Raw genomic sequence first — 20,599 nt, 5'->3', positions numbered from 1 at the left:
CCACCCCGCCCCTGCCCCTCGTAGGTTCAGACGAACCCAGCCATGGCGCTGGCCTGCAGAAACCGCCAGTAGAATGGCCTACTGTGACTGCTGCGCCTGCTAAGCCCCGTATCCCGAACGTCCTCGCCGGGCGTTACGCCTCCGCCGAGCTCGCCACGCTCTGGTCGCCCGAGCAGAAGGTCAAGCTCGAGCGTCAGCTCTGGCTCGCCGTGCTGCGCGCGCAGAAGGACCTCGGCATCGAGGTGCCGGACGCGGCGCTCGCCGACTACGAGCGGGTCCTCGACCAGGTCGACCTGGCCTCCATCGCCGAGCGCGAGAAGGTCACGCGCCACGACGTGAAGGCCCGCATCGAGGAGTTCAACGCCCTCGCCGGACACGAGCACGTCCACAAGGGCATGACCTCCCGCGATCTGACGGAGAACGTGGAGCAGCTGCAGATCCGGCTCTCCCTGGAGCTGGTGCGCGACCGCACGGTGGCGGTGCTCGCACGGCTCGGCCGGCTCTCCGGCGAGTACGCGGAGCTGGTCATGGCGGGCCGCTCGCACAACGTGGCCGCGCAGGCGACGACCCTCGGCAAGCGCTTCGCGACCGCCGCCGACGAGCTGCTCGTCGCCTACCGCCGCCTTGAGGACCTCCTCGGCCGCTACCCGCTGCGTGGCATCAAGGGCCCGGTCGGCACCGCCCAGGACATGCTGGACCTGCTCGGTGGCGACGCGGACAAGCTCGCCGACCTGGAGCGCCGCATCGCGACGCACCTGGGCTTCGACAGCGCCTTCACCTCCGTCGGTCAGGTCTACCCGCGCTCCCTCGACTACGAGGTCGTCACGGCGCTCGTGCAGCTGGCCGCCGCGCCGTCGTCCCTGGCGAAGACGGTCCGACTGATGGCCGGGCACGAGCTGGTCACCGAGGGCTTCAAGCCGGGCCAGGTCGGCTCGTCCGCCATGCCGCACAAGATGAACACCCGCTCCTGCGAGCGCGTCAACGGTCTGACGGTCATCCTGCGCGGCTACGCCTCCATGACCGCCGAGCTGGCCGGCGACCAGTGGAACGAGGGCGACGTGTCGTGCTCCGTGGTCCGCCGCGTGGCCCTGCCCGACGCGTTCTTCGCGCTGGACGGGCTCCTGGAGACGTTCCTGACGGTGCTCGACGAGTTCGGCGCGTTCCCCGCTGTCGTCGCCCGGGAGCTGGACCGCTATCTGCCGTTCCTCGCCACCACCAAGGTCCTCATGGCGTCGGTGCGGGCGGGTGTGGGCCGTGAGGAGGCCCACGAGGCGATCAAGGAGAACGCGGTGGCTTCCGCGCTCGCCATGCGCGAGCAGGGCGTCGAGCGCAACGAGCTCCTCGACAAGCTGGCCGCCGACTCCCGCATTCCGCTGGACCGCGCGCAGCTGGACGAGCTGATGGCCGACAAGCTGTCGTTCACCGGCGCCGCCGGGGCGCAGGTCGCCGCGGTCGTCGCGCAGATCGAGGCGGTGCTCAAGGCGCACCCCGCGGCCGCGGCGTACGCGCCGGGCGCGATTCTCTGAGACGCGGTCTCCCGCGTACCGGGAGGCCTCACACGTCGGGCGGGCCGTGGTCCGCGTGCCCGGCACGGTCAGCTCCGTGCCCGGTGCGCGCCGCGGCCCGCTTCGCGTCTGCGGGCCGCCGCGAAGGCCGGTGTGGTGGGTGCGGGAGCTGTCCGGGGGCCGGGGGTGCGGGCCCGCTGGCGGGCCGCCCCTGAGGGGGCATGAGGGGGGCGGCCCGCCTTCGGTGCGGCTAGAGGCCGACGTCTCGGCTGCGGATGTCCTCCAGGGACTCGCGGCGTACGAGGAGGCGGGCGTGGCCGCCCGCGACGGCGACGACCGGTGGGCGGCCGACGAGGTTGTAGCCGGAGGCCATCGACAGGTGGTAGGCGCCTGCGACGGGTACGGCGAGCAGGTCGCCGGGGTGGGTGTCGCCGGGCAGTTGGACGTCGGTGGCGAGGACGTCCCCGGCTTCGCAGTGCCGGCCGACGACGGTCACGGTGGTGGGTTCGGCGGTGGAGCGGCGTCCGATGAGGCGGGGCAGGTAGCGCACTCCGTACAGGGCGGGGCGCGGGTTGTCGCTCATGCCGCCGTCGACGGCGACGAAGGTCCGTTCGCTGGTGCGCTTCACCGACAGGACGCGGTAGAGGGCGACGCCCGCGGGTCCTGCGATGGCGCGGCCGGGTTCGACGATCAGGCGGGGCACGGGGAGGCCGGCCGCCGCGCAGCTCTCGGCGAGTTCGGCGCGCACCTTGCGGGCCAGGGTGGTGATGTCGAGTGCGTCCTCGCCGGGGCGGTAGGCGATGCCGTGGCCGCCGCCGAGGTCCAGCTCGGGCAGGGTGATGCCGTGGTGGTCCTTGATGCGGGCCATCAGGCCGACGAGGCGGCGCACGGCGCACAGATAGGGCTTGTCCGTGGTGATCTGGGAGCCCAAGTGGCAGTGGAGGCCGACCAGTTCGAGTCCCGGCTGGTCGAGGATGCGGGCGATGGCGTGCTGGGCGGAGCCGTCGGTGATGGACAGGCCGAACTTCTGGTCCTCGGTGCCGGTGCGGATCTTGCTGTGGCCGCCCGCGGCGATGCCCGGTACGACGCGGACGAGGACCTTCTGGCGGCTGCCGTGGGGCACGGCCGAGGCGAGCCGGGCGATCTCCGAGGCGCTGTCGATGACGATGCGTCCGACGCCGAGCCGCAGGGCGGCGTGCAGGTCCTGCGGGCTCTTGGCGTTGCCGTGCAGGACGATGCGGTGGGCGGGGAAGCCGGTGGTGACGGCGAGTTCGAGCTCGCCGGCGGAGCACACGTCGAGGCCGAGCCCCTCCTCCGCCACCCAGTGCGCCATGGCGCGGCACAGGAAGGCCTTGGCCGCGTACAGGACGTCGGCGTGCGGGAAGGCGTGCAGATAGGTGCGGCAGCGGTCGCGTACGTCGGCTTCGTCCAGGAGGTAGGCGGGGGTGCCGAAGCGCTCGGCTATGTCGGTGAGTGCCACGCCGCCGACGGACAGGTCGCCGTGCGGGAGCCGGGTGGTGGAGTGCGGCCAGACCGTGAGGTCGTCGTGGGCGTCCAGGGGGGCGGGGGGCGCGGCGGGGGTGGGGAGCGCGGCGTGGTCGCGGGCCGCGGGCAGGTCGGCAAGGGTCATGGCGGGGTCCTCGTTTCGCCTCGTCTTCACATCGTCACCGGGCCGGGTCAGCCGATCCAGGCGGTCAGCGCGCCGACCAGGGCGGCGGCCCCGCTGACGCGCGGCGCGCCCGCGGCCTGCGGGTCCCACTCCCGTCGGCGTGGGGGGCGGTGGGCCGCAGCGGCGGCGACGGACGGCACGGTGACCGGCGGCACGGGGGTGACGGGCGTGTCGGAGGTGAGCCCGGGGTCGACGGTGACGCCGGTGACGCCCAACGGTTCGGTGAGGGCGCGCAGCGCGGGTTCGGAGAGGCGGATCCAGGGCTGGCGGGCGCCGAGGGTGGCGGCAAGCCGCTGCTCGGAGGTGAAGGCGACGGCGGTCCGGCCGCCGACGGGTGTGCGGAACAGGCGGGCGACACAGCCCGCGGGTCCCGGCCGGACGGGTACGAAAAGGGGTCCGGCCGGGCCCCGTTCGGCAGGCTCGGGGTCTTCGCCGCACACCAGGGGCTGGGTCATGGTTCCTCCTTGAGCAGCCTCGGGTGAGGCTCTCGTGGGTCGGTCGGGCGCCGCGGCCTTGGTCGGTGCGGGCGCTGGGGCCCGGTGCCGGGCAGCGGGCACATGGTGACGTTATGCCCGGCACGGGGTGTCAACCGAGCGTCCATGACGTGCCGTTGACGGTAAAGGGGCGCACGCTGACACTCTGCTGACGCGCGCCCCGGCCGGCCGACCCGGAACGGGTGAACGGGTGCGGGCGGGTGTGACGCCCGCACCCGCCACGGGCGGGTGTGCTGCCCGGCCCCGCCACGGGCGCGTGCGGCGCCCGGCCCTGCCACGGGCCCGTCCCGCTGCTTCGGCTCGAAGCTGCCGTTCCTCGAAGCCGTCACTCCTCGAACCGGTAGCCCATGCCCGGCGCGGTGATCAGGTGCCGTGGATGGGCCGGGTCCGGCTCCAGCTTGCGGCGCAGTTGGGCCATGTACACGCGCAGGTAGTTGGTGCGCGTGCTGTGCGAGGGCCCCCATACCTCGCCGAGCAGTTGCTGTTGGCTGACGAGGCGGCCGCGGTGGCGGATCAGGACTTCGAGGAAGTGCCACTCGGTCGGGGTGAGGCGCACGACGTGGCCGTCGCGTAAGGCCTTCTTGGCCAGGAGGTCGAGGGTGAAGCCCGGCGTCTCGACGAGGGCCGGGGTCTGTTCGTGGTCGGCGGGCCGCGTCCTGCGGGCCGCGGCCCGCAGCCGGGCGAGGAGTTCGTCCATGCTGAAGGGTTTGGGTATGTAGTCGTCGGCGCCCGCGTCGAGCGCCGCGACCTTCTCGTCGGAGGCCTGGCGGGCGGATACGACCAGGATCGGGGCGCGGCTGAATCCGCGCAGCCAGCCGATCAGATCGATGCCGTCCATGTCGGGCAGTCCGAGATCAAGGAGGACCACGTCCGGCGGCCGCGCCGACGCCAGACGCTGGGCCATGCCCCCGTCGACCGCCGCGTCCACCTCGTACATACGCGCCTTGAGGTTGATCTCCAGAGCCCGTACGAGCTGTGGGTCGTCCTCGACCACCAGCACCCGGGTCATCGTGTGCCGCCTCCTGACAGTGCGGGCGGACCCTGCCCGCGACCGTACGCGGCCGCAGCGGAACGGGCCCACAGAAATTAGTGCGGTCCCGTTCAGCAAAGCGCCCACCAGCGCGTTCGCCGTCGCTCTTGATGTCTCTCATACGGCGGGCCCAACGGCGTTGACGCGTCTCTTACATGTCCTCAGCCGTCGGCGAGGCCTCGGGCGACGTCCTGGGCGCTGGCGTAGGGCCGGTCGTCGGGGAGGCGCGCCGCGAGGTCGACGAGGCGGTCCGGCGCGTGGTGATCGCGCAGGGTCCGCACCAGCTCGTCGCGGTGGAGGGGGTAGGCGCGGCGGCTGAGGTGGCGGGCCAGTTCGCCGCGCAGTTCCACTTCCCGCGGGGTCACTCCGGGCGGTGTCGAGCCCGGCCGCGGCGGTACGGGCATCGGGTCGACGGCGGGCTGGTCCTCGCCGGAGGGCTCCAGGGCCCGCTCCTCGCGCGCACGGGTCTCGTGGCCGCTCAGGAGCTGCCCGCGCAGCTCCTTCTTCAGCTCGTCGTCCCGCAAGGGGCCCGTCTTGTTCTGACCTCGGTCGCTCATCCTCGCTCCCCTGTCGACGGTCGGCTCGCTCGTCATGCGTCGCATCGGGTCGGTGGCCGGTCTGGCGGGTCGCGTATCCGCGTGGCGCCGCGTCAAACCGATGCGCCCCATCCGTTTCCAGGAGCACAACGAGCAGCCGCAACGAGGAGCCCTCGTGTGCGGCGACAGCGAGGAGCCCAGGAACCAGGGATGAGGAGGGGCACACGAAAACGTCCCGGGTCCCGGCCCCCCTCGTGGCCGCGACCCGGGACGTCCGCTTGGACGGACGAGGGATGCCCGGTGCGGGGCGCAACCGCCCCTCCCCCCGTTACCCCCGTGTCAGGAGGGGTGCGCTGTCGGCGGTGGTCGTCGTCACACGGCCTCCGAGCCCGCACCGGGGTCCGTTCGTCCGTCCCCCCGCAGTGATCAGTCTTGGGCCGGTTCCGGAGGTTCCTGTTCTTGTTGACGCCCTCCTGATGTGCCATCAGGGCCTCTTGACGTGGTCTTGACGCCTGCGGGCCGGGCCGCGCCCGGGCGAGGCGCGGCGCGCATCAGGGGCCCGTCAAGGACCGTACGGACGGCTTGAAGGCCAGCTCAGGGGCCAGTTGGATGAGGATCGTGAACAGCTTCGCGCGCCATGACGACCGGCCGCCTCATACGGCGGTGCCGGTCGCGCGCCCGTTCTCCTGACGCGGCGCTCAACCCGCACCGCACCCGCCACACCTGCCGCACTCACCACCAGAGCCGACACCCGTTGGCGCCTGTTGGCACCTGTTGGCGCCCTTCCCGCCGTGACCCGGCGCTCCGGACGAGCGCGCACGGCCCCTTCACGGATGCACAGGCCTCCTTCACGGGTCACGGCCCTCCACGCGCATGCCCGCCCCCGCCGGGGGCCGCCCCGGCATGCCCCGACACAGGAACACCTCATGTCTTCTGCCTCACTGTCCGGCCGTACCGCACTCGTGACCGGAGCCACCTCCGGCATCGGCTTCGAGACCGCCCGCCTGCTGGCCGAACGCGGCGTCACCGTACTGGTGCACGGCCGCACCCTCGACGAGGCGCGGGCCGCCGTCGACGCGCTCGTCGCCTCGACCGGCGCCGACGCGCCGCGCCCGTACGCCGTCGCCGCCGACTTCACGCGCCTGGAGGAGGTCGAGGAGCTCGCACGGCACGTCGTCGCCGAGCACCCGCACCTGGACGTCCTGGTGAACAACGCGGGCATCGCGGCCCCCGAGCGGCACACGGTCACCGCCGACGGCAACGAGATCGCCTTCCAGGTGAACTTCCTCGCGCACTACCTCCTCACCAGCCTCCTGGAACCCGCGCTGACCAGCGATCCCGGCGGCCGCGTCGTCAACGTGTCCTCGTCGCTGCACCGCACGGCGTCGATCCAGTGGAGCGACCCCAACCGCGTCCGCCGCTACTCGCGCCTGGCCGCCTACGCCCAGTCGCAGCTCGCGCTCACCGTCTTCGCCGCCGATCCGCGCGTGACCGCAGTGTCCGTGCACCCGGGCGCGTGCGACACGGCGCTGCTGGCGCTGTACGCGCACGAGGGCGCGACCGCCGCCGAGGGCGCCGCCCACGTGGTACGCCTGTGCGACCCCGCCGTCGAAATCGTCAACGGTGCGTACTACGACCGTGCCGAGCGGGTGGAACCGGCCGCGGCCGCCCGGGAGGACCGCACGGTCAAGCGCCTCACCAAGCTGGCCGACGTGCTGGTCGGCCACGCCTCTTGAAGGAACCGCCGGATTCCGCGCCCGGCCCGCCCGCCCCCGCGTGCGGGCGGGCCGGGCGCGTCCCGTCGCGTGCGCCCTCTATTCTCTCGATCGCTTGTTGACACCCCTGGAGGACGGCTTCCGTGATCCCGCTCGCGCCGCGTCAACTTCCCGCTCTCTCGGACTGGTTCGCCGTCGGAGCGCCCGGTACCGCCGCCCTGCCCGAGCACGCCCTGGCGCACGGCGTCGGCCAGTGGTGGGCGGACCGCGCCGAGGCACCGCGCGTGCTCGCCGTGGCCTGCGCCGGGCACGTCCTGCTGCGCGGCGACCCGCGCGCGGTGACCCCGGCGGAGCTCGCGCCGTTCGCGGCCGGCCACGTCGAGGCTCCCCTGCGCTTCCTGCCCCGGCTCGGCGCCGCCTTCGACCGTCTGGTGCCCGTCGAGCGCATGGTCTACGTCCACCGGGAGCCCGTCGCCGTCCAGCGCCCGCCGCGCGGGGTGCGGATCCGTACGGTGACGGCGGACGACGCGGCCGCGCTGGCCGCGCGGTGGCCCGGATCCGACTGGCTGCACGACAGTTGGGGCGGCGCCGAGGGGCTCGCCGCCTCCGGGCGCGCGGTCGCCGCCTTCGACCGCGACGGCCGGGTCCTCTCCGTGGCCTGCTCCTACTTCGCGGGCGCTGCGTACGAGGACGTGGCCGTCGCCACCGCCCCCGAGCACCGCCGCAAGGGGCTCGCCCACGCCTGCGTGACCGCGCTCACGGCGGACGTCGCGGCGCGCGGCCGCACCGCGAGCTGGTCCTGCGCACGCGACAACCGCCCGAGCCGCCTCCTCGCCTGGACGACGGGCTTCCGGCTGGAGCGCGAGTACACGCGGTTCGCCACCGGTGCCCCTCTACCTCAATCGGCGGCATTGGGCAAACCCCTCCCGAACCCCACATCACCCCTGATGCCCCTTCTGTGACGTGCAGCAATAGCGTTCACGCCGCCCGAGTTCAAGAGCATCCAAAGAGTCCAAGGTCACAGCCGAGCCTCGGCATCAGGTGCCGTTTCCGCCCTAGCATCGACGCATGACGGTCCTGCCTGACGACGGGCTTTCGCTGGCCGCCGATTTCCCTGATGCGACCCATGAGCAGTGGCAGCGCCTGGTGGAAGGCGTACTGCGCAAGTCGGGCAAGGACGTATCGGGGGCGGCGGCTGAGGATGCCCTGTCCACCGCACTAGAGGACGGGCTCAGCACCCGCCCGCTGTACACCGCCCGTGACGCCGTGGCCGACGTGGGCCATCCGGGCTTCGCCCCCTTCGTGCGGGGCGGCGGCGCCGCGGGCGCCGCCGCCACCGGCTGGGACGTACGCCAGCGGCACGCGACGAGCGACCCCGGGAGCACGAACGAAGCGGTCCTCACCGACCTGGAGAACGGCGTCACCTCGCTGTGGCTGAGCCTCGGCCCGGACGCGCTGCCCGTGTCCGGCCTTGAGCGGGCGCTCGACGGCGTGTATCTGGACCTGGCCCCGGTCGCCCTGGACGCCGGTGCGGCGTACGAGTCGGCGGCGCGGGCCTTCCTCGGGCTCGTGGACGCGGCGGGCGTCGCCAAGAGCGCGGCGCGCGGCACGCTGGGCGCCGACCCGCTGGGGCACGAGGCGCGTACGGGCGAGGAGTTGGGCGCGGACGCCGCCGTGGAGCTCGCGCGGCTCCTCGGCCGTGAGTACGGCGGTCTGCGGGCCCTGGTCGTGGACGCGCTGCCGTACCACGAGGCGGGCGGCTCGGCCGCGCAGGAGCTCGGCGCCTCGCTCGCGACGGGTGTCGCGTATCTGCGGCTCCTGACGGACGCGGGCCTGTCGCTCCAAGAGGCGTGCGCACAGCTGGAGTTCCGCTACGCGGCCACCGCCGACCAGTTCCTGACCATCGCCAAGCTGCGGGCGGCGCGGCAGCTGTGGTCCCGGGTGACCGAGGCGTGCGGCGACGCGGCCGCGGGCGCCCAGCGGCAGCACGCGGTCACGTCCCCGGTGATGATGGCCCGCCGCGACCCGTGGGTGAACATGCTGCGGACGACGGTGGCCGGCCTGGCCGCCGGAGTGGGCGGCGCCGACGCGGTCACGGTCCTGCCCTTCGACCACGCCCTGGGCCGGCCGGACGCGTTCGCGCGCCGGATCGCCCGCAACACCTCGACGATCCTCCTCGAGGAGTCGCATCTGTCCCGGGTCATCGACCCGGCGGGCGGCTCCTGGTACGTGGAGCGGCTGACCGTCGAACTGGCCGCAGCGGCCTGGGCGTTCTTCCAGGAGATCGAGCGGGCGGGCGGTCAGGCGGCGGCCCTGCGCTCGGGTCTGCTCGGCGAGCGCCTCGCGGCGACCTGGGCCGAGCGCAGCCGCAAGCTCGCCAAGCGGCGCGAGCCGATCACCGGCGTCAGCGAGTTCCCGCACCTCGGCGAGAAGCCGGTCGAGCGCGAGCCCGCGCCCGCGGGGCCGACGGGCGGTCTGCCGCGGGTGCGCCGCGACGAGGCGTACGAGGCGCTGCGGTCCCGCTCGGACGCCCATCTGGCGGCGACCGGTGCCCGGCCGAAGGTGTTCCTGGCCGCGCTCGGCCCGGCGGCCGCGCACACGGCGCGCGCCTCGTTCGCCGCGAACCTCTTCCAGGCGGGCGGTGTCGAGCCGGTCCACGACCCGGTGTCGGTGACGGCCGGCTCCGCCGCCGACGCGTTCCGGGCCAGCGGGGCGACGGTCGCCTGCCTGTGTTCGAGCGACGCGCTGTACGCCGAGGAGGCCGCGGCCGTCGCGGCCGCGCTGAAGGCGGCGGGCGCCCGGCACGTGTTCCTCGCGGGGCGGCCCGGCGAGTACGGCGAGGACGTCGACGCGTACGTCTTCGCCGGCTGTGACGCCGTGGCCGTGCTGTCCTCCACCCTCGACCTCATGGGAGTGGCGCCATGACGATCCCCGACTTCTCCGGCATCGGCCTGGGGGCGGACGCGCCGCCGCAGGGCTCCGCCGGGCAGTGGCGCGCCGCCGTCGAGGCGGTCACCGGCAAGGACGCGGACGACCTGCTCTGGGAGACGCCGGAGGGCATCGCGGTCAAGCCGCTGTACACCGGCGCGGACGTGGAGGGCCTGGACTTCCTGGACACGTATCCGGGGGTGGCGCCGTATCTGCGCGGGCCGTATCCGACGATGTACGTGAACCAGCCGTGGACGATCCGCCAGTACGCGGGCTTCTCCACCGCCGAGGAGTCCAACGCCTTCTACCGCCGCAATCTGGCCGCCGGGCAGAAGGGCCTCTCGGTGGCCTTCGACCTGCCCACGCACCGCGGCTACGACAGCGATCACCCGCGGGTGACCGGTGACGTCGGCATGGCGGGCGTGGCCATCGACTCGATCTACGACATGCGTCAGCTGTTCGACGGCATTCCGCTGGACCGGATGACGGTGTCGATGACGATGAACGGCGCGGTGCTCCCGGTGCTCGCGCTGTACATCGTCGCCGCCGAGGAGCAGGGCGTGCCGCCGGAGAAGCTGGCGGGGACCATTCAGAACGACATCCTCAAGGAGTTCATGGTCCGCAACACCTACATCTATCCACCCAAGCCCTCCATGCGGATCATCTCCGACATCTTCGCGTACACCTCGCAGAAGATGCCGCGCTACAACTCCATCTCGATCTCCGGGTATCACATCCAGGAGGCCGGGGCGACGGCCGACCTGGAGCTGGCGTACACGCTCGCGGACGGGGTGGAGTATCTGCGGGCGGGGCGGGAGGCGGGCCTGGACGTGGACGCGTTCGCCCCGCGGCTCTCGTTCTTCTGGGCGATCGGCATGAACTTCTTCATGGAGGTCGCCAAATTGCGGGCGGCGCGCCTGCTGTGGGCCAAGCTGGTCAAGCAGTTCGATCCGCAGAACCCCAAATCGCTGTCGCTGCGCACGCATTCGCAGACCTCGGGCTGGTCGCTGACCGCGCAGGACGTGTTCAACAACGTGACGCGTACGTGTGTGGAGGCCATGGCCGCCACGCAGGGCCACACCCAGTCGCTGCACACCAACGCCCTGGACGAGGCGCTGGCGCTGCCCACGGACTTCTCGGCCCGCATCGCGCGCAACACGCAGCTGCTCATCCAGCAGGAGTCCGGTACCTGTCGCGTCATCGACCCGTGGGGCGGCAGCGCCTACGTGGAGCGGCTGACCTACGACCTGGCCCGCCGCGCCTGGCAGCACATCCAGGAGGTGGAGGCCGCGGGCGGCATGGCGCAGGCCATCGACGCGGGCATTCCGAAGCTGCGCGTCGAGGAGGCCGCGGCGCGGACGCAGGCGCGGATCGACTCGGGCCGCCAGCCGGTGATCGGCGTGAACAAGTACCGCGTGGACAGCGACGAGCAGATCGAGGTCCTGAAGGTCGACAACTCCTCGGTGCGCACGCAGCAGATCGAGAAGCTGCGGCGGCTGCGTGCCGAGCGTGACGACGCGGTCTGCCAGGACGCGCTGGCCAAGCTGACGGCGGCGGCCGAGCGCGGCTCCGGCACCGGCTTGGAGGGGAACCTCCTGGCGCTCGCCGTGGACGCGGCCCGCGCGAAGGCCACGGTCGGCGAGATCTCGGACGCCCTGGAGAAGGCGTACGGGCGGCACGCGGGCCAGATCCGTACGATCTCCGGTGTGTACCGCACCGAAGCAGGCCCGTCGCCGTCCGTGGCGCGCACCCGCGCGCTGGTGAAGTCCTTCGAGGAGGCCGAGGGGCGCCGTCCGCGCATCCTGGTCGCCAAGATGGGCCAGGACGGCCATGACCGCGGCCAGAAAGTCATCGCGACGGCCTTCGCCGACCTGGGCTTCGACGTCGACGTCGGCCCGCTGTTCCAGACGCCCGGGGAGGTGGCGCGGCAGGCCGTCGAGGCGGACGTGCACATCGTGGGCGTGTCCTCGCTGGCGGCCGGGCATCTGACGCTGGTGCCCGCGCTGCGCGAGGAGCTCGCCGCCGAGGGCCGCGAGGACATCATGATCGTCGTGGGTGGTGTGATTCCTCCGCAGGACGTGCCGACGCTCCTGGAGATGGGGGCGGCGGCCGTGTTCCCGCCGGGCACGGTGATCCCGGACGCGGCGTACGACCTGGTGCGGCGGCTCGCCGGGAGCCTCGGCCACGAGCTGACGGCCGAGGGCGCCGAGGGCGAACAGACCGCCGACGGTCCCGGGAACGGGCTGTGAGCCGCTGACCCCATGGCACCGACGATCGATCTCGACACGTATGTGAAGGGCGTCCTCGACGGCAAGCGCGCGCACATCGCGCGCGCCATCACGCTCGTGGAGTCCACCAAGCCCGAACACCGCGTCCTCGCCCAGCGGTTGCTGACGCAGCTGCTTCCGCACGCGGGGCGGGCGCGGCGCGTGGGCATCAGCGGAGTGCCGGGGGTGGGCAAGTCGACGTTCATCGACGCGCTCGGCACGATGCTCACCTCGCTCGGCCACCGGGTGGCGGTGCTCGCCGTGGACCCGTCGTCGACGCGCACGGGCGGCTCCATCCTGGGTGACAAGACGCGCATGGAGCGCCTGTCGGTGGACCCGATGGCGTTCGTGCGCCCCTCGCCCACGGCGGGGACGCTCGGCGGCGTGGCGAAGGCGACCCGTGAGTCCATCGTGGTGATGGAGGCCGCGGGGTACGACGTGGTGCTCGTGGAGACCGTCGGCGTGGGCCAGTCGGAGACGGCCGTCGCCAACATGGTCGACTCGTTCCTGCTGCTCACGCTCGCCCGGACCGGCGACCAGCTCCAGGGCATCAAGAAGGGCGTCCTGGAGCTCGCGGACGTCATCGCCGTCAACAAGGCCGACGGCCCGCACGAGCGGGACGCGCGCTCGGCGGCCCGTGAACTGGCGGGCGCGCTGCGCCTGATGCACGGCAGGGACGCGGTGTGGACGCCGCCGGTGCTCAGCTGCAGCGCCCGCGAGGGCAGCGGGCTCGACACCCTGTGGGAGCGCCTGGAGCAGCACCGCGCGCTCCTGGACTCCACGGGCCGTCTCGCCGCCAAGCGCCGCGACCAGCAGGTCGACTGGACGTGGACGATGGTGCGCGAGGAGCTCCTGGGCCGGCTGTACGCCCACCCGGACGTGCGGCGCCTCGCGCCGGAGCTGGAGCGGGGCGTGCGCGAGGGGACGGTGACCGCGACGACAGCCGCGGAGCGGATCCTGGCGGCGTTCCAGGACACCGGGGCGGGCGGCGCCGCGCCGGAGGGCGCAGGACCGCCCCGGGCCTGCGGGGACGCGCGCCCTCACGACGTACCACCGAAGGACGGAACCACCCCGTGAGCCATGACGCACCACCGGTCCTGCTGCACACCGAGGGCCGCGCGGCCCACATCGTCCTGAACCGGCCCCGCGCGCTGAACGCCCTGGACCACACCATGGTCCGCCTGATCGACGAGGCGCTCGCCGCCTGGGAGCGGGACGAGGCGGTGGCCACCGTCGTGGTGTCCGGCGCCGGGGAGCGGGGCCTGTGCGCGGGCGGTGACGTCCGGGCCGTGCGCGCGGACGTCCTGGCGGGCGGCGGCGCCGCGTCGGCGGCCTTCTGGCACGACGAGTACGTGCTCAACTCCCGCATCGCGCACTATCCGAAGCCCTATGTCGCCCTCATGGACGGCTATGTGATGGGCGGTGGCGTCGGGGTCTCGGCCCATGGCGGCGTGCGGGTCGTCACGGAGCGCTCGCGGGTCGCCATGCCCGAGACGATCATCGGTTTCGTGCCGGACGTCGGCGGGACGTACCTCCTGTCGCGGGCGCCGGGCGAGCTGGGCACGCATCTGGCCCTGACCGGCTCGGCGGTGGGCGCCGCGGACGCCGTGCTGTGCGGGCTCGCCGACCACTACGTGCCCTCCGGGCGGCTCGCGGAGCTCACCGCGGCGCTCGCGGACGGCGAGGCGGCGGACGTGGTGGCCGCCTTCGCCGAGGCCGCGCCCGAGGGCGAACTGGCCGGGCACCGGGAGTGGATCGACTCCTGCTACGCCGCCGGGTCCGTGGAGGAGATCGTCGACCGGCTGCTGAGCTGGGGCGATCCCGCGGCGAAGGAGGCCGCGCAGACGCTCCTCTCGCGCTCGCCCACGTCCCTGAAGGTCACGCTCACCGCCGTGCGCCGGGCCCGCGCGCTCGGGTCCCTGGAGGACGTGCTGCGTCAGGAGTACCGCACGTCGTGCGCATGCCTGACCTCCGCGGACTTCCCGGAGGGCGTGCGTGCCCAGGTCGTGGACAAGGACCGCAGGCCCCGCTGGTCGCCCGCGGACCTCGCGGAGGTGCGGGACGCGGAAGTGGCCCGCTTCTTCCTGCCCTCCCCGTACGGGGAGTTGAAGTTCGCGCCGGTGGCTGACGGGCCCGGCCTTCGGGGCGGCCGGGGCTGACGCACGGGCTCCCCCGGGCGGAGGCGGCGGCGCCGTCACGGCGGGTCGACCTTCGTGACCACCGCGAGGAGTTGCAGCGCGTCCCGGCCGCCCCAGCGGGCCACTCCCAGGGCCAGCCAGTGGCCTTCGGCCTGCCACAGGTGCACGTCGGGCACGGTCTCGCTGAGGGACGCCCAGGGCTCCGGCACGTCCCCCGAACCGGCCACGACGCGGGCGAAGGCACTGGCGAGGCTGATGATGTGGGGCTCGCCCCAGCGCGCGGTGAGGAGCACGGCGAGGGCCTCGCGCTCCGCCTCGTACTGCTCCTCCATGGCGTCGCGGGCCGTGCCGTCGTCGTCCTCCGCCGTCTCGTACGTGCGTAACTCCGCGATGTGGAAGCCGGGTCCGGCGCGGACGGCCGCGGACCTGCCGGGCGCCTCGGGAAAGTCCCGGGCGCGCAGCAGGTCGATCGTCGCGAGGTGCTCTGCGCTGCTCATGCGGTCCAGTAAAGCGGCCGCCACTGACAATCAGTCATCACCACCGGGGCGACCGCGGGCTGCCGGGGCTGGGTGAGACAGCTGTCACCTGGGCGCGCGCACTGTCACTGCGACCCGCCCGGCTACGGCTCCGAGCTGAGCCGTGTGTCCTGCCGCAATGAAGCCAACGGATTCTCACTGGGTGGCTGGCGGAGAAGGTCCGCGCTGGAGGCGGCGCTCGGGTCCGGTTGGAGTCCGCACTTCCTGGAGGGGCGGCGGCAACCGCCTGAAGCCCGCTCAGGGAGGCCGCCTTGACGAACAGTCCGCCGCCTTCGACCAGCACTCAGGTGCTGTTGCTCAGGCGTCCGAGGGAGCGTATGTCGCGAGGTAGGCGGTGATGACGCGTCGCGCTTCGCCGATCGTGGTCTCGTCCCCGGCCGGGGTGCTGCGGAACGCGATGTCGAGGAGCCGGTTGCCCACCTCGAAGGCCAGTCGCAGGACGTGGCGGGGGGTGTCGACGCCCATCAGGCCACGCTCGACGAGGAAGTGGTGGAGCCGCTCGGCCTGTGCCCCGTCGAAGGCCGGGACCGGGTCGCCGGCGGTCGTGCCCCGCCGTGCGAACCACAGCTCGGTGCAGCTCGGATGCGCGCGGAAGTAGTCCCGTACGGCATCGAGGACGGCGTCGACGGTATCGGGCAGCGTGCGCGGTCCGGGGGCCTCCAGCGTGGCGCCGATGCGCGCGTCGAGCTCGCGCACATGGCGCTCCAGCAGTTCGGCCTCGACCCCGTACCGGTCGGGGAAGTAGTGGTAGATCGAGGCCACCGGGATGCCTGCCCGCTCACTGATCGCCTTGAGCGTCGTGGCCTCGTAGCCCTGCTCGCCGAGCAGCGCCTCGGCGGCGTCGAGAATGGCGCGCCTGCGCGCCATCCCGCGGCGCTGCACCGCCGGGCGAGACGGTGCCTGGCTGGTCGGTTTTCCCTCGGACACGAGGCCAGAGCGTATCAATCGCGTTCCTGCCCCCTTGCTGACGATCAGTTATGGCCACTGCCCGCACACCATACTCAAACTCGAATCGAGTTCGAGTATGGTGTGCGGGCACGAGTGAACCGACTCAAGGGAACGGGAGAAGACTCATGGCCGACTGCTCGTACGACGTCGCGGTGATCGGTGCCGGATTAGCCGGAGTGACCGCGGCACGGGACCTCAGCTCCGAGGGCCACTCGGTGGTCCTGCTCGAAGCCCGCGACAGGGTCGGCGGACGGACCTGCACGGGCGAAGCCTTCGGCCGCCAGGTCGAGTTCGGCGGTAGCTACGTCCACTGGACCCAGCCGCATGTGTGGCACGAACTCCAGCGCCACGGCATCCCGTTGGCGCCCCCGCTCGCCATCGAGACGATGTACTGGCTGGCCGACGGCGCGGTGCACTCCGGCAGCCCGGCCGCCTACACGGACATCGTCGCCCCTCTCGCGGCCCGGTTCTTCGCCGACGCCCGGACACAGTTTCCGATGCCCTTCGACGCCACCGCGGTCGACAACCGCGCGGTCGAGAAGGAGACCCTGGAAAGCCGCCTCGACTCCCTGGACCTGTCCGGATACGACAGGGACGTCCTGGAAGGGACGCTGGCCACGCTCGTCCACTCCTACAGCGAACAGGGCCTCGCACAGGCCCTGCACTGGGCGGCCACGACCTTCGGAGACTGGGGCGCCTTCCTGGAGACCGCCGGCTTCTGGCCGATCGAGGGCGGGACCAAGCGGCTCATCGAGGCCATCCAGAGCGAATCGAGGGCCGATCTGCGGTTGTCGACACCCGTGAGCGCCGTCGAGGACGAGGGATCCGCAGTCGTCGTCACCACGCGCGCCGGCGAGCGGATCCGGGCCCGCTCGGCCGTCATCGCGCTGCCGCTCAACACCCTGGGCGATCTCACCGTCTCCCCCGAGATCGCCCGGCCGGCGCGCACGATGATCGACCAGAAGCATCCGGTGCGCACCGCCAAGATCTGGGCGAGGGTCAGGGGCGAGGTCGAGCCCTTCTGCGCCTTCGCGCCCGTCGGCAAGAACCCCGTCAACACCGCGAAGGTGGAGTACCGGCACGACGGCGACACCCTCGTCGTGTGCTTCGCCTCCGGCCCCTCGGCCGTCGGCGCCGGGGACCGCGCGGGAGTCGAGGCGGCGCTGCGCACCTTCGTCCCCGGCATCGACGTGCTGGAGACGGCCGGCCACGACTGGGCCGGTGACCCGTACTCCCAGGGAGCCTGGGTCCACCACCGGCCCGGGAACCTGACCCAGGCCGCCCCGTTGCTGCGCGAGCCCCACGGGCGCATCCACTTCGCCGGAGGCGATATCGCGACGGTGGGCGTCGGAGGGATCGACGGCGCCTTGGAGACGGGCGCCGGCGCCGCCCGAGGTATCGCCGCGGTACTGGCGGCCGACGCTCTCGTCTAGGCGCCCTCGCCCGGACGCTTCGCCTGCCGCAGGTCAGCGGGGCAGCGAGGGGCCTTTTCGGCCGCAAGGGGCACGCGGACGCCGGGTACGTCGGTGTGGGCGATGGCCTCACCGAACAGGACATGGCATCAGGCCCGGTCGCGGCCCTCCACGAGATCGCGCGTCGCCTCGATGCCCCGTTCCTCGGAAGCCACCCCGCTGAACAGCGGTTACCACCACGAGTGATCAAGCTTGAGGAACAATTCGACCCGCGAGGAGAGAAGCCAAGCTCACGCGAGCCCAACTTCCATGAAGGCCACATTGTTGGGGAACAGGCCGGGCGGGCGCCGCTCAGGCGTCCCTGCGGCGCACCGCCCACCAGCCCGCGAGCAGCGCGGCGCCCGCCCAGGCCGCCGTCACGGCGAGCCCCGTCCACGCGCCGAGGGTGCCCGTGGGGTGCGTGTGCAGGACCTGCTGTCCGGCCTTGTCGGGCAGGAACTGGGCGGCGCCGCCCGCGACGTCGCCGACCACGAAGGACACGATGAGGAGGAACGGGATCAGCAGGCTGAGCACGGCGGTTCCGCTGCGCAGCACCGTGGTGAGGCCCGCCGCGAACAGCGCCATCAGGGCCAGGTAGACCCCGCCGCCCAGGCAGGCGCGCAGCGCTCCGGGGTGGCCGAGCCCGATGGCGTACTCCCCCAGGAAGGCCTGGCCCGCGAGGAACGCGCCGAAGCAGGTGGCGAGGCCCACGAGCAGGGCGGCCGTGCCGATGACGGCGGTCTTCGCGGCGTAGAACAGGCCGCGGCGCGGGACGGCCGCGAGCGAGACGCGCAGCGCCCCCGTCACGTACTCGGAGCCGACGGCGGCCGTGCCGAAGCTGATGGCCGCGATCTGGCCGAAGTTGAGGGCGTAGAAGGCGTCGAAGACGGGTTCGGCGTCGAGGTTGTCGGCCTCCGCCTTGCCGACGGTGGCGAACGCGAGGACGGTGATCGCGAGGGTCGCCGCGAACACCGCGAGGAGCGAGACGAGCGTCGCCCGCAGCGACTTGATCTTGATCCACTCGGAGTGGAGCACGGCGGCGGTCGACATGGTCAGGCCTCCTGGCGGTTCGTGGTGGTCGCGGAGCCGGTGGGGCCCGCGGAGAATTCGGTCTCCTCGGCGGTGAGGGCCAGATAGGCCTGCTCCAAGGACGCCTCCTCGTCGGCGAGTCCGAGGATCGGGACGCCCGCGCGGGCGGCGAGGGCGCCGACCTCGGCGGCGCGGGCGCCGTCCACCGTCCAGGCGCCGTCCTCGGCCTCGGTCAGCTCGTGTCCCGCGCGGGCGAGGGCGGCCCGCAGCCGTGCCGGGTCGCTGGTGCGGGCGCGTACGCGGGGGCTGCTGTGCGCGGTGATGAACTCCCGCATGGGCGTGTCCGTCAGGAGCCGGCCCTTGCCGAGGACGACGAGGTGGTCGGCGAAGGTGGCGGTCTCGTTCATCAGGTGGCTCGACACGAGCACGGTGCGGCCCTCCCGGGCGAGGCGGCGCACGAGCTCGCGGACCCAGATGATCCCCTCGGGGTCCAGGCCGTTGGACGGCTCGTCCAGGAGGACCACCGCGGGGTCGCCGAGCAGGGCCGCCGCGATGCCGAGGCGCTGCCGCATGCCCAGCGAGAACGTCTTGATCCGCCGGTGCGCGACGGCCGCGAGGCCGGTCTCTTCGAGGACCTCGCCCACGCGCGGGGCGGCGACGCGGTTGCTGACGGCGAGCGCGCGCAGGTGGTCGCGGGCGGTGCGCGCCCCGTGGGCGGCCTGCGCGTCGAGCAGGGCGCCGACCTGGCGCAGCGGCTCGTCGTACGCCGCGAACGGACGGCCGCCGACGGTGGCGGTGCCCGACGTGGGCCGGTCGAGTCCGAGCACGAGGCGCATCGTGGTGGACTTGCCCGCGCCGTTGGGGCCGAGGAAGCCGGTGACGCGGCCGGGCCGGACACTGAAGGTCAGGTCGTCGACCGCGCGCCTGGTGCCGTACTCCTTGGTCAGCTGGTGGACGTCGATGCTGGTCATGGGGCCCACCCTCGCGGCGCGCGGCGGGGCGGGGCCTCCCCCGGCCGAGGAGATCGTCTCCCCCGTGCGGGGGAGCCGGGCCCCGCGCGCGTCCTGGCACGATGACCTGCATGATCCGCCTGCTGCGACCGCTGACCCGCGCGGTCACGTACACCCGCTGGCTGCATCTGCTCGTCGGCGGCCTCGTGGTGCTCGCCGTGGCCACGGTCCACGGGATCGAGGACGCCACGGCCCGGGACTGGGTGGTCATCACGCTGCTGCCCGTGCCCTTGATGGCGGCGGTCGCGCTGGTGCCCGCGATGCGCCGGGCAGAGGGGCTCCAGGCACGCCTGATGCTGTTCCCGGGGGCGCACGCGCGGGAGGCGCGGTCCGGGGACGAGGGGGCCGACGGGGCCGACGGGGAGGGTCCCGGCATCTCCGTGGCTCCCTCGGCGTCGTGGCGCGACCGCGGCCGGACCGCCCTGTGGCTCGTGGTGCGCCTGGAGTTGGGGTGGGGGCTCGGCGTCGCCTCGGTGCAGCTCATCGGGTACGCGCTGACGCTGCTCGGCACCACGTCCGAGGCCCCCGACCACGACGGGCTCTTCCTGCCCCGGCCGGGGCAGGGCGCCTGGAACGCGCTGTTCCTGCCGCTGCCCCTGATCGTCCTGAGCGTTCTGGTGGTCGCGGCGGGCGGCCTCGCCGCGGCCGCCGCGCGGAGCCTCCTCGGCCCGTCGCCGACCGAGCGTCTCGCGGCCCTGGAGGAGCGCACCGAACAGCTTCTGGAGCGCAACCGCATCGCCCGTGAGCTGCACGACTCCATCGGGCACGCCCTGACCGTCGCCGTGGTGCAGGCGGGGGCCGCGCGGGCCGCCGCCGACGCGGACTTCACCGACCGCGCCCTGGAGGCCATCGAGGAGACGGGCCGCGACGCCCTGGAGGACCTGGAGCGGGTCCTGCGCGTGCTGCGGGAGGACGCCGGGCCCGCCCGCCGGCGTCCGACCCTGGCCGCCGCGGACCGGCTCCTGGAGTCCGCGCGCACGGTGGGCGCCGAGGTCGACGCCGTCGTGTCGGGCCCGGTGGACGAGCTGCCGGGACCGGTGTCGCGGGAGGGCTACCGCATGCTCCAGGAAGCGCTGACGAACGTCCTGCGGCACGCGGGCCCGGTTCCGGTCCGGGTGCGCGTGGCGGTGTCCGGCAGCGCGCTGACCCTCGACGTGCGCAACGCCCTGCCGCGGCAGGCGGCCCCGACCGGCCGGGGCGGCAGCGGGCTGCGCGGCATCCGCGAGCGGGCCGTCCTGCTCGGCGGCCGGGCGAGCACGGGGCCCGAGGACGGCGAGTGGCGGGTGCACGCCGAACTGCCGCTGCGCTGAGGGCCCCTGAGCCCCCGCCGGGCCGGTGATCTA

Annotated in this window: 17 protein-coding genes; 9 read left to right on the top strand and 8 right to left on the bottom strand. The window is 73.4% G+C overall.

Annotated features, from left to right (window positions below):
• Positions 1-83: 83 nt before the first annotated feature.
• On the top strand, positions 84-1,526 hold the full coding sequence (gene purB / locus AC5WAM_RS35470; RefSeq protein WP_366793651.1) for an adenylosuccinate lyase: 1,443 nt from the start codon (positions 84-86) through the stop codon (positions 1,524-1,526).
• Between the two features lie 229 nt (positions 1,527-1,755).
• Here purB and lysA read toward each other — a convergent pair whose 3' ends face one another.
• The 4 genes from lysA to AC5WAM_RS35450 form a co-directional block, all read right to left on the bottom strand.
• Positions 1,756-3,135 (bottom strand): diaminopimelate decarboxylase, encoded by a 1,380-nt coding sequence (lysA, locus tag AC5WAM_RS35465; RefSeq protein ID WP_366793652.1) that lies wholly within the window; start codon positions 3,133-3,135, stop codon positions 1,756-1,758.
• Positions 3,136-3,182: 47 nt separating this feature from the next.
• Positions 3,183-3,629 carry an SAV_915 family protein gene (locus AC5WAM_RS35460; protein ID WP_366793653.1) on the bottom strand — a complete coding sequence of 149 codons (447 nt, stop codon included), beginning with the start codon at positions 3,627-3,629 and terminating at the stop codon, positions 3,183-3,185.
• 364 nt (positions 3,630-3,993) lie between these two features.
• Entirely contained in the window at positions 3,994-4,677 is a 684-nt protein-coding gene (locus AC5WAM_RS35455; RefSeq protein WP_366793654.1) for a response regulator, read from the bottom strand.
• A 182-nt stretch (positions 4,678-4,859) separates the two neighbouring features.
• The gene (locus AC5WAM_RS35450) at positions 4,860-5,255 is read right to left on the bottom strand and encodes a DUF2795 domain-containing protein (RefSeq protein WP_495520007.1); all 396 of its coding nucleotides are present in this window, start codon (positions 5,253-5,255) and stop codon (positions 4,860-4,862) included.
• 905 nt (positions 5,256-6,160) lie between these two features.
• Between AC5WAM_RS35450 and AC5WAM_RS35445 the strand changes: the two genes are divergently transcribed.
• From AC5WAM_RS35445 to AC5WAM_RS35420, 6 genes are all read left to right on the top strand, one after another.
• Entirely contained in the window at positions 6,161-6,970 is an 810-nt protein-coding gene (locus AC5WAM_RS35445) for an SDR family NAD(P)-dependent oxidoreductase (protein WP_366793656.1), read from the top strand.
• Positions 6,971-7,092: 122 nt separating this feature from the next.
• Positions 7,093-7,911 (top strand): GNAT family N-acetyltransferase, encoded by an 819-nt coding sequence (locus AC5WAM_RS35440; RefSeq protein ID WP_495520006.1) that lies wholly within the window; start codon positions 7,093-7,095, stop codon positions 7,909-7,911.
• 106 nt (positions 7,912-8,017) lie between these two features.
• A complete protein-coding gene (locus tag AC5WAM_RS35435; RefSeq protein ID WP_495520005.1) occupies positions 8,018-9,874 on the top strand; it encodes a methylmalonyl-CoA mutase family protein in 1,857 nt (618 codons plus the stop codon).
• Complete coding sequence (scpA, locus tag AC5WAM_RS35430; protein ID WP_495520004.1) at positions 9,871-12,126, top strand: methylmalonyl-CoA mutase; 2,256 nt, start codon at positions 9,871-9,873, stop codon at positions 12,124-12,126. The genes AC5WAM_RS35435 and scpA overlap by 4 nt, the downstream gene beginning before the upstream one ends.
• A 12-nt stretch (positions 12,127-12,138) precedes the next feature.
• Positions 12,139-13,221: a methylmalonyl Co-A mutase-associated GTPase MeaB gene (gene meaB / locus AC5WAM_RS35425; protein WP_495520003.1), complete on the top strand. Its 1,083-nt coding sequence runs from the start codon at positions 12,139-12,141 to the stop codon at positions 13,219-13,221.
• On the top strand, positions 13,218-14,303 hold the full coding sequence (locus tag AC5WAM_RS35420) for an enoyl-CoA hydratase/isomerase family protein (protein WP_495520002.1): 1,086 nt from the start codon (positions 13,218-13,220) through the stop codon (positions 14,301-14,303). The genes meaB and AC5WAM_RS35420 overlap by 4 nt, the downstream gene beginning before the upstream one ends.
• A gap of 35 nt (positions 14,304-14,338) precedes the next feature.
• On the opposite strand, the gene AC5WAM_RS35415 is transcribed toward AC5WAM_RS35420, so the two are convergent.
• Entirely contained in the window at positions 14,339-14,779 is a 441-nt protein-coding gene (locus tag AC5WAM_RS35415) for a hypothetical protein (protein WP_495520001.1), read from the bottom strand.
• Positions 14,780-15,115: 336 nt separating this feature from the next.
• Positions 15,116-15,685, bottom strand: a complete 570-nt coding sequence (locus tag AC5WAM_RS35410) for a TetR/AcrR family transcriptional regulator (protein ID WP_495520000.1) — start codon at positions 15,683-15,685, stop codon at positions 15,116-15,118.
• Between the two features lie 206 nt (positions 15,686-15,891).
• Between AC5WAM_RS35410 and AC5WAM_RS35405 the strand changes: the two genes are divergently transcribed.
• Complete coding sequence (locus AC5WAM_RS35405; protein WP_495519999.1) at positions 15,892-17,199, top strand: flavin monoamine oxidase family protein; 1,308 nt, start codon at positions 15,892-15,894, stop codon at positions 17,197-17,199.
• A gap of 330 nt (positions 17,200-17,529) precedes the next feature.
• On the opposite strand, the gene AC5WAM_RS35400 is transcribed toward AC5WAM_RS35405, so the two are convergent.
• Both AC5WAM_RS35400 and AC5WAM_RS35395 read right to left on the bottom strand, forming a co-directional pair.
• Positions 17,530-18,267 (bottom strand): ABC transporter permease, encoded by a 738-nt coding sequence (locus AC5WAM_RS35400; protein ID WP_495519998.1) that lies wholly within the window; start codon positions 18,265-18,267, stop codon positions 17,530-17,532.
• Between the two features lie 2 nt (positions 18,268-18,269).
• Complete coding sequence (locus AC5WAM_RS35395) at positions 18,270-19,217, bottom strand: ATP-binding cassette domain-containing protein (protein ID WP_495519997.1); 948 nt, start codon at positions 19,215-19,217, stop codon at positions 18,270-18,272.
• A gap of 110 nt (positions 19,218-19,327) precedes the next feature.
• Between AC5WAM_RS35395 and AC5WAM_RS35390 the strand changes: the two genes are divergently transcribed.
• Complete coding sequence (locus tag AC5WAM_RS35390; protein WP_495519996.1) at positions 19,328-20,566, top strand: sensor histidine kinase; 1,239 nt, start codon at positions 19,328-19,330, stop codon at positions 20,564-20,566.
• Positions 20,567-20,599 lie beyond the last annotated feature (33 nt).

The organism is Streptomyces sp. JLYT201 (genome assembly GCF_059448825.1).
Note: the sequence above shows the minus strand (reverse complement) of the source record. Positions and strands in the feature narration are given on the sequence as shown.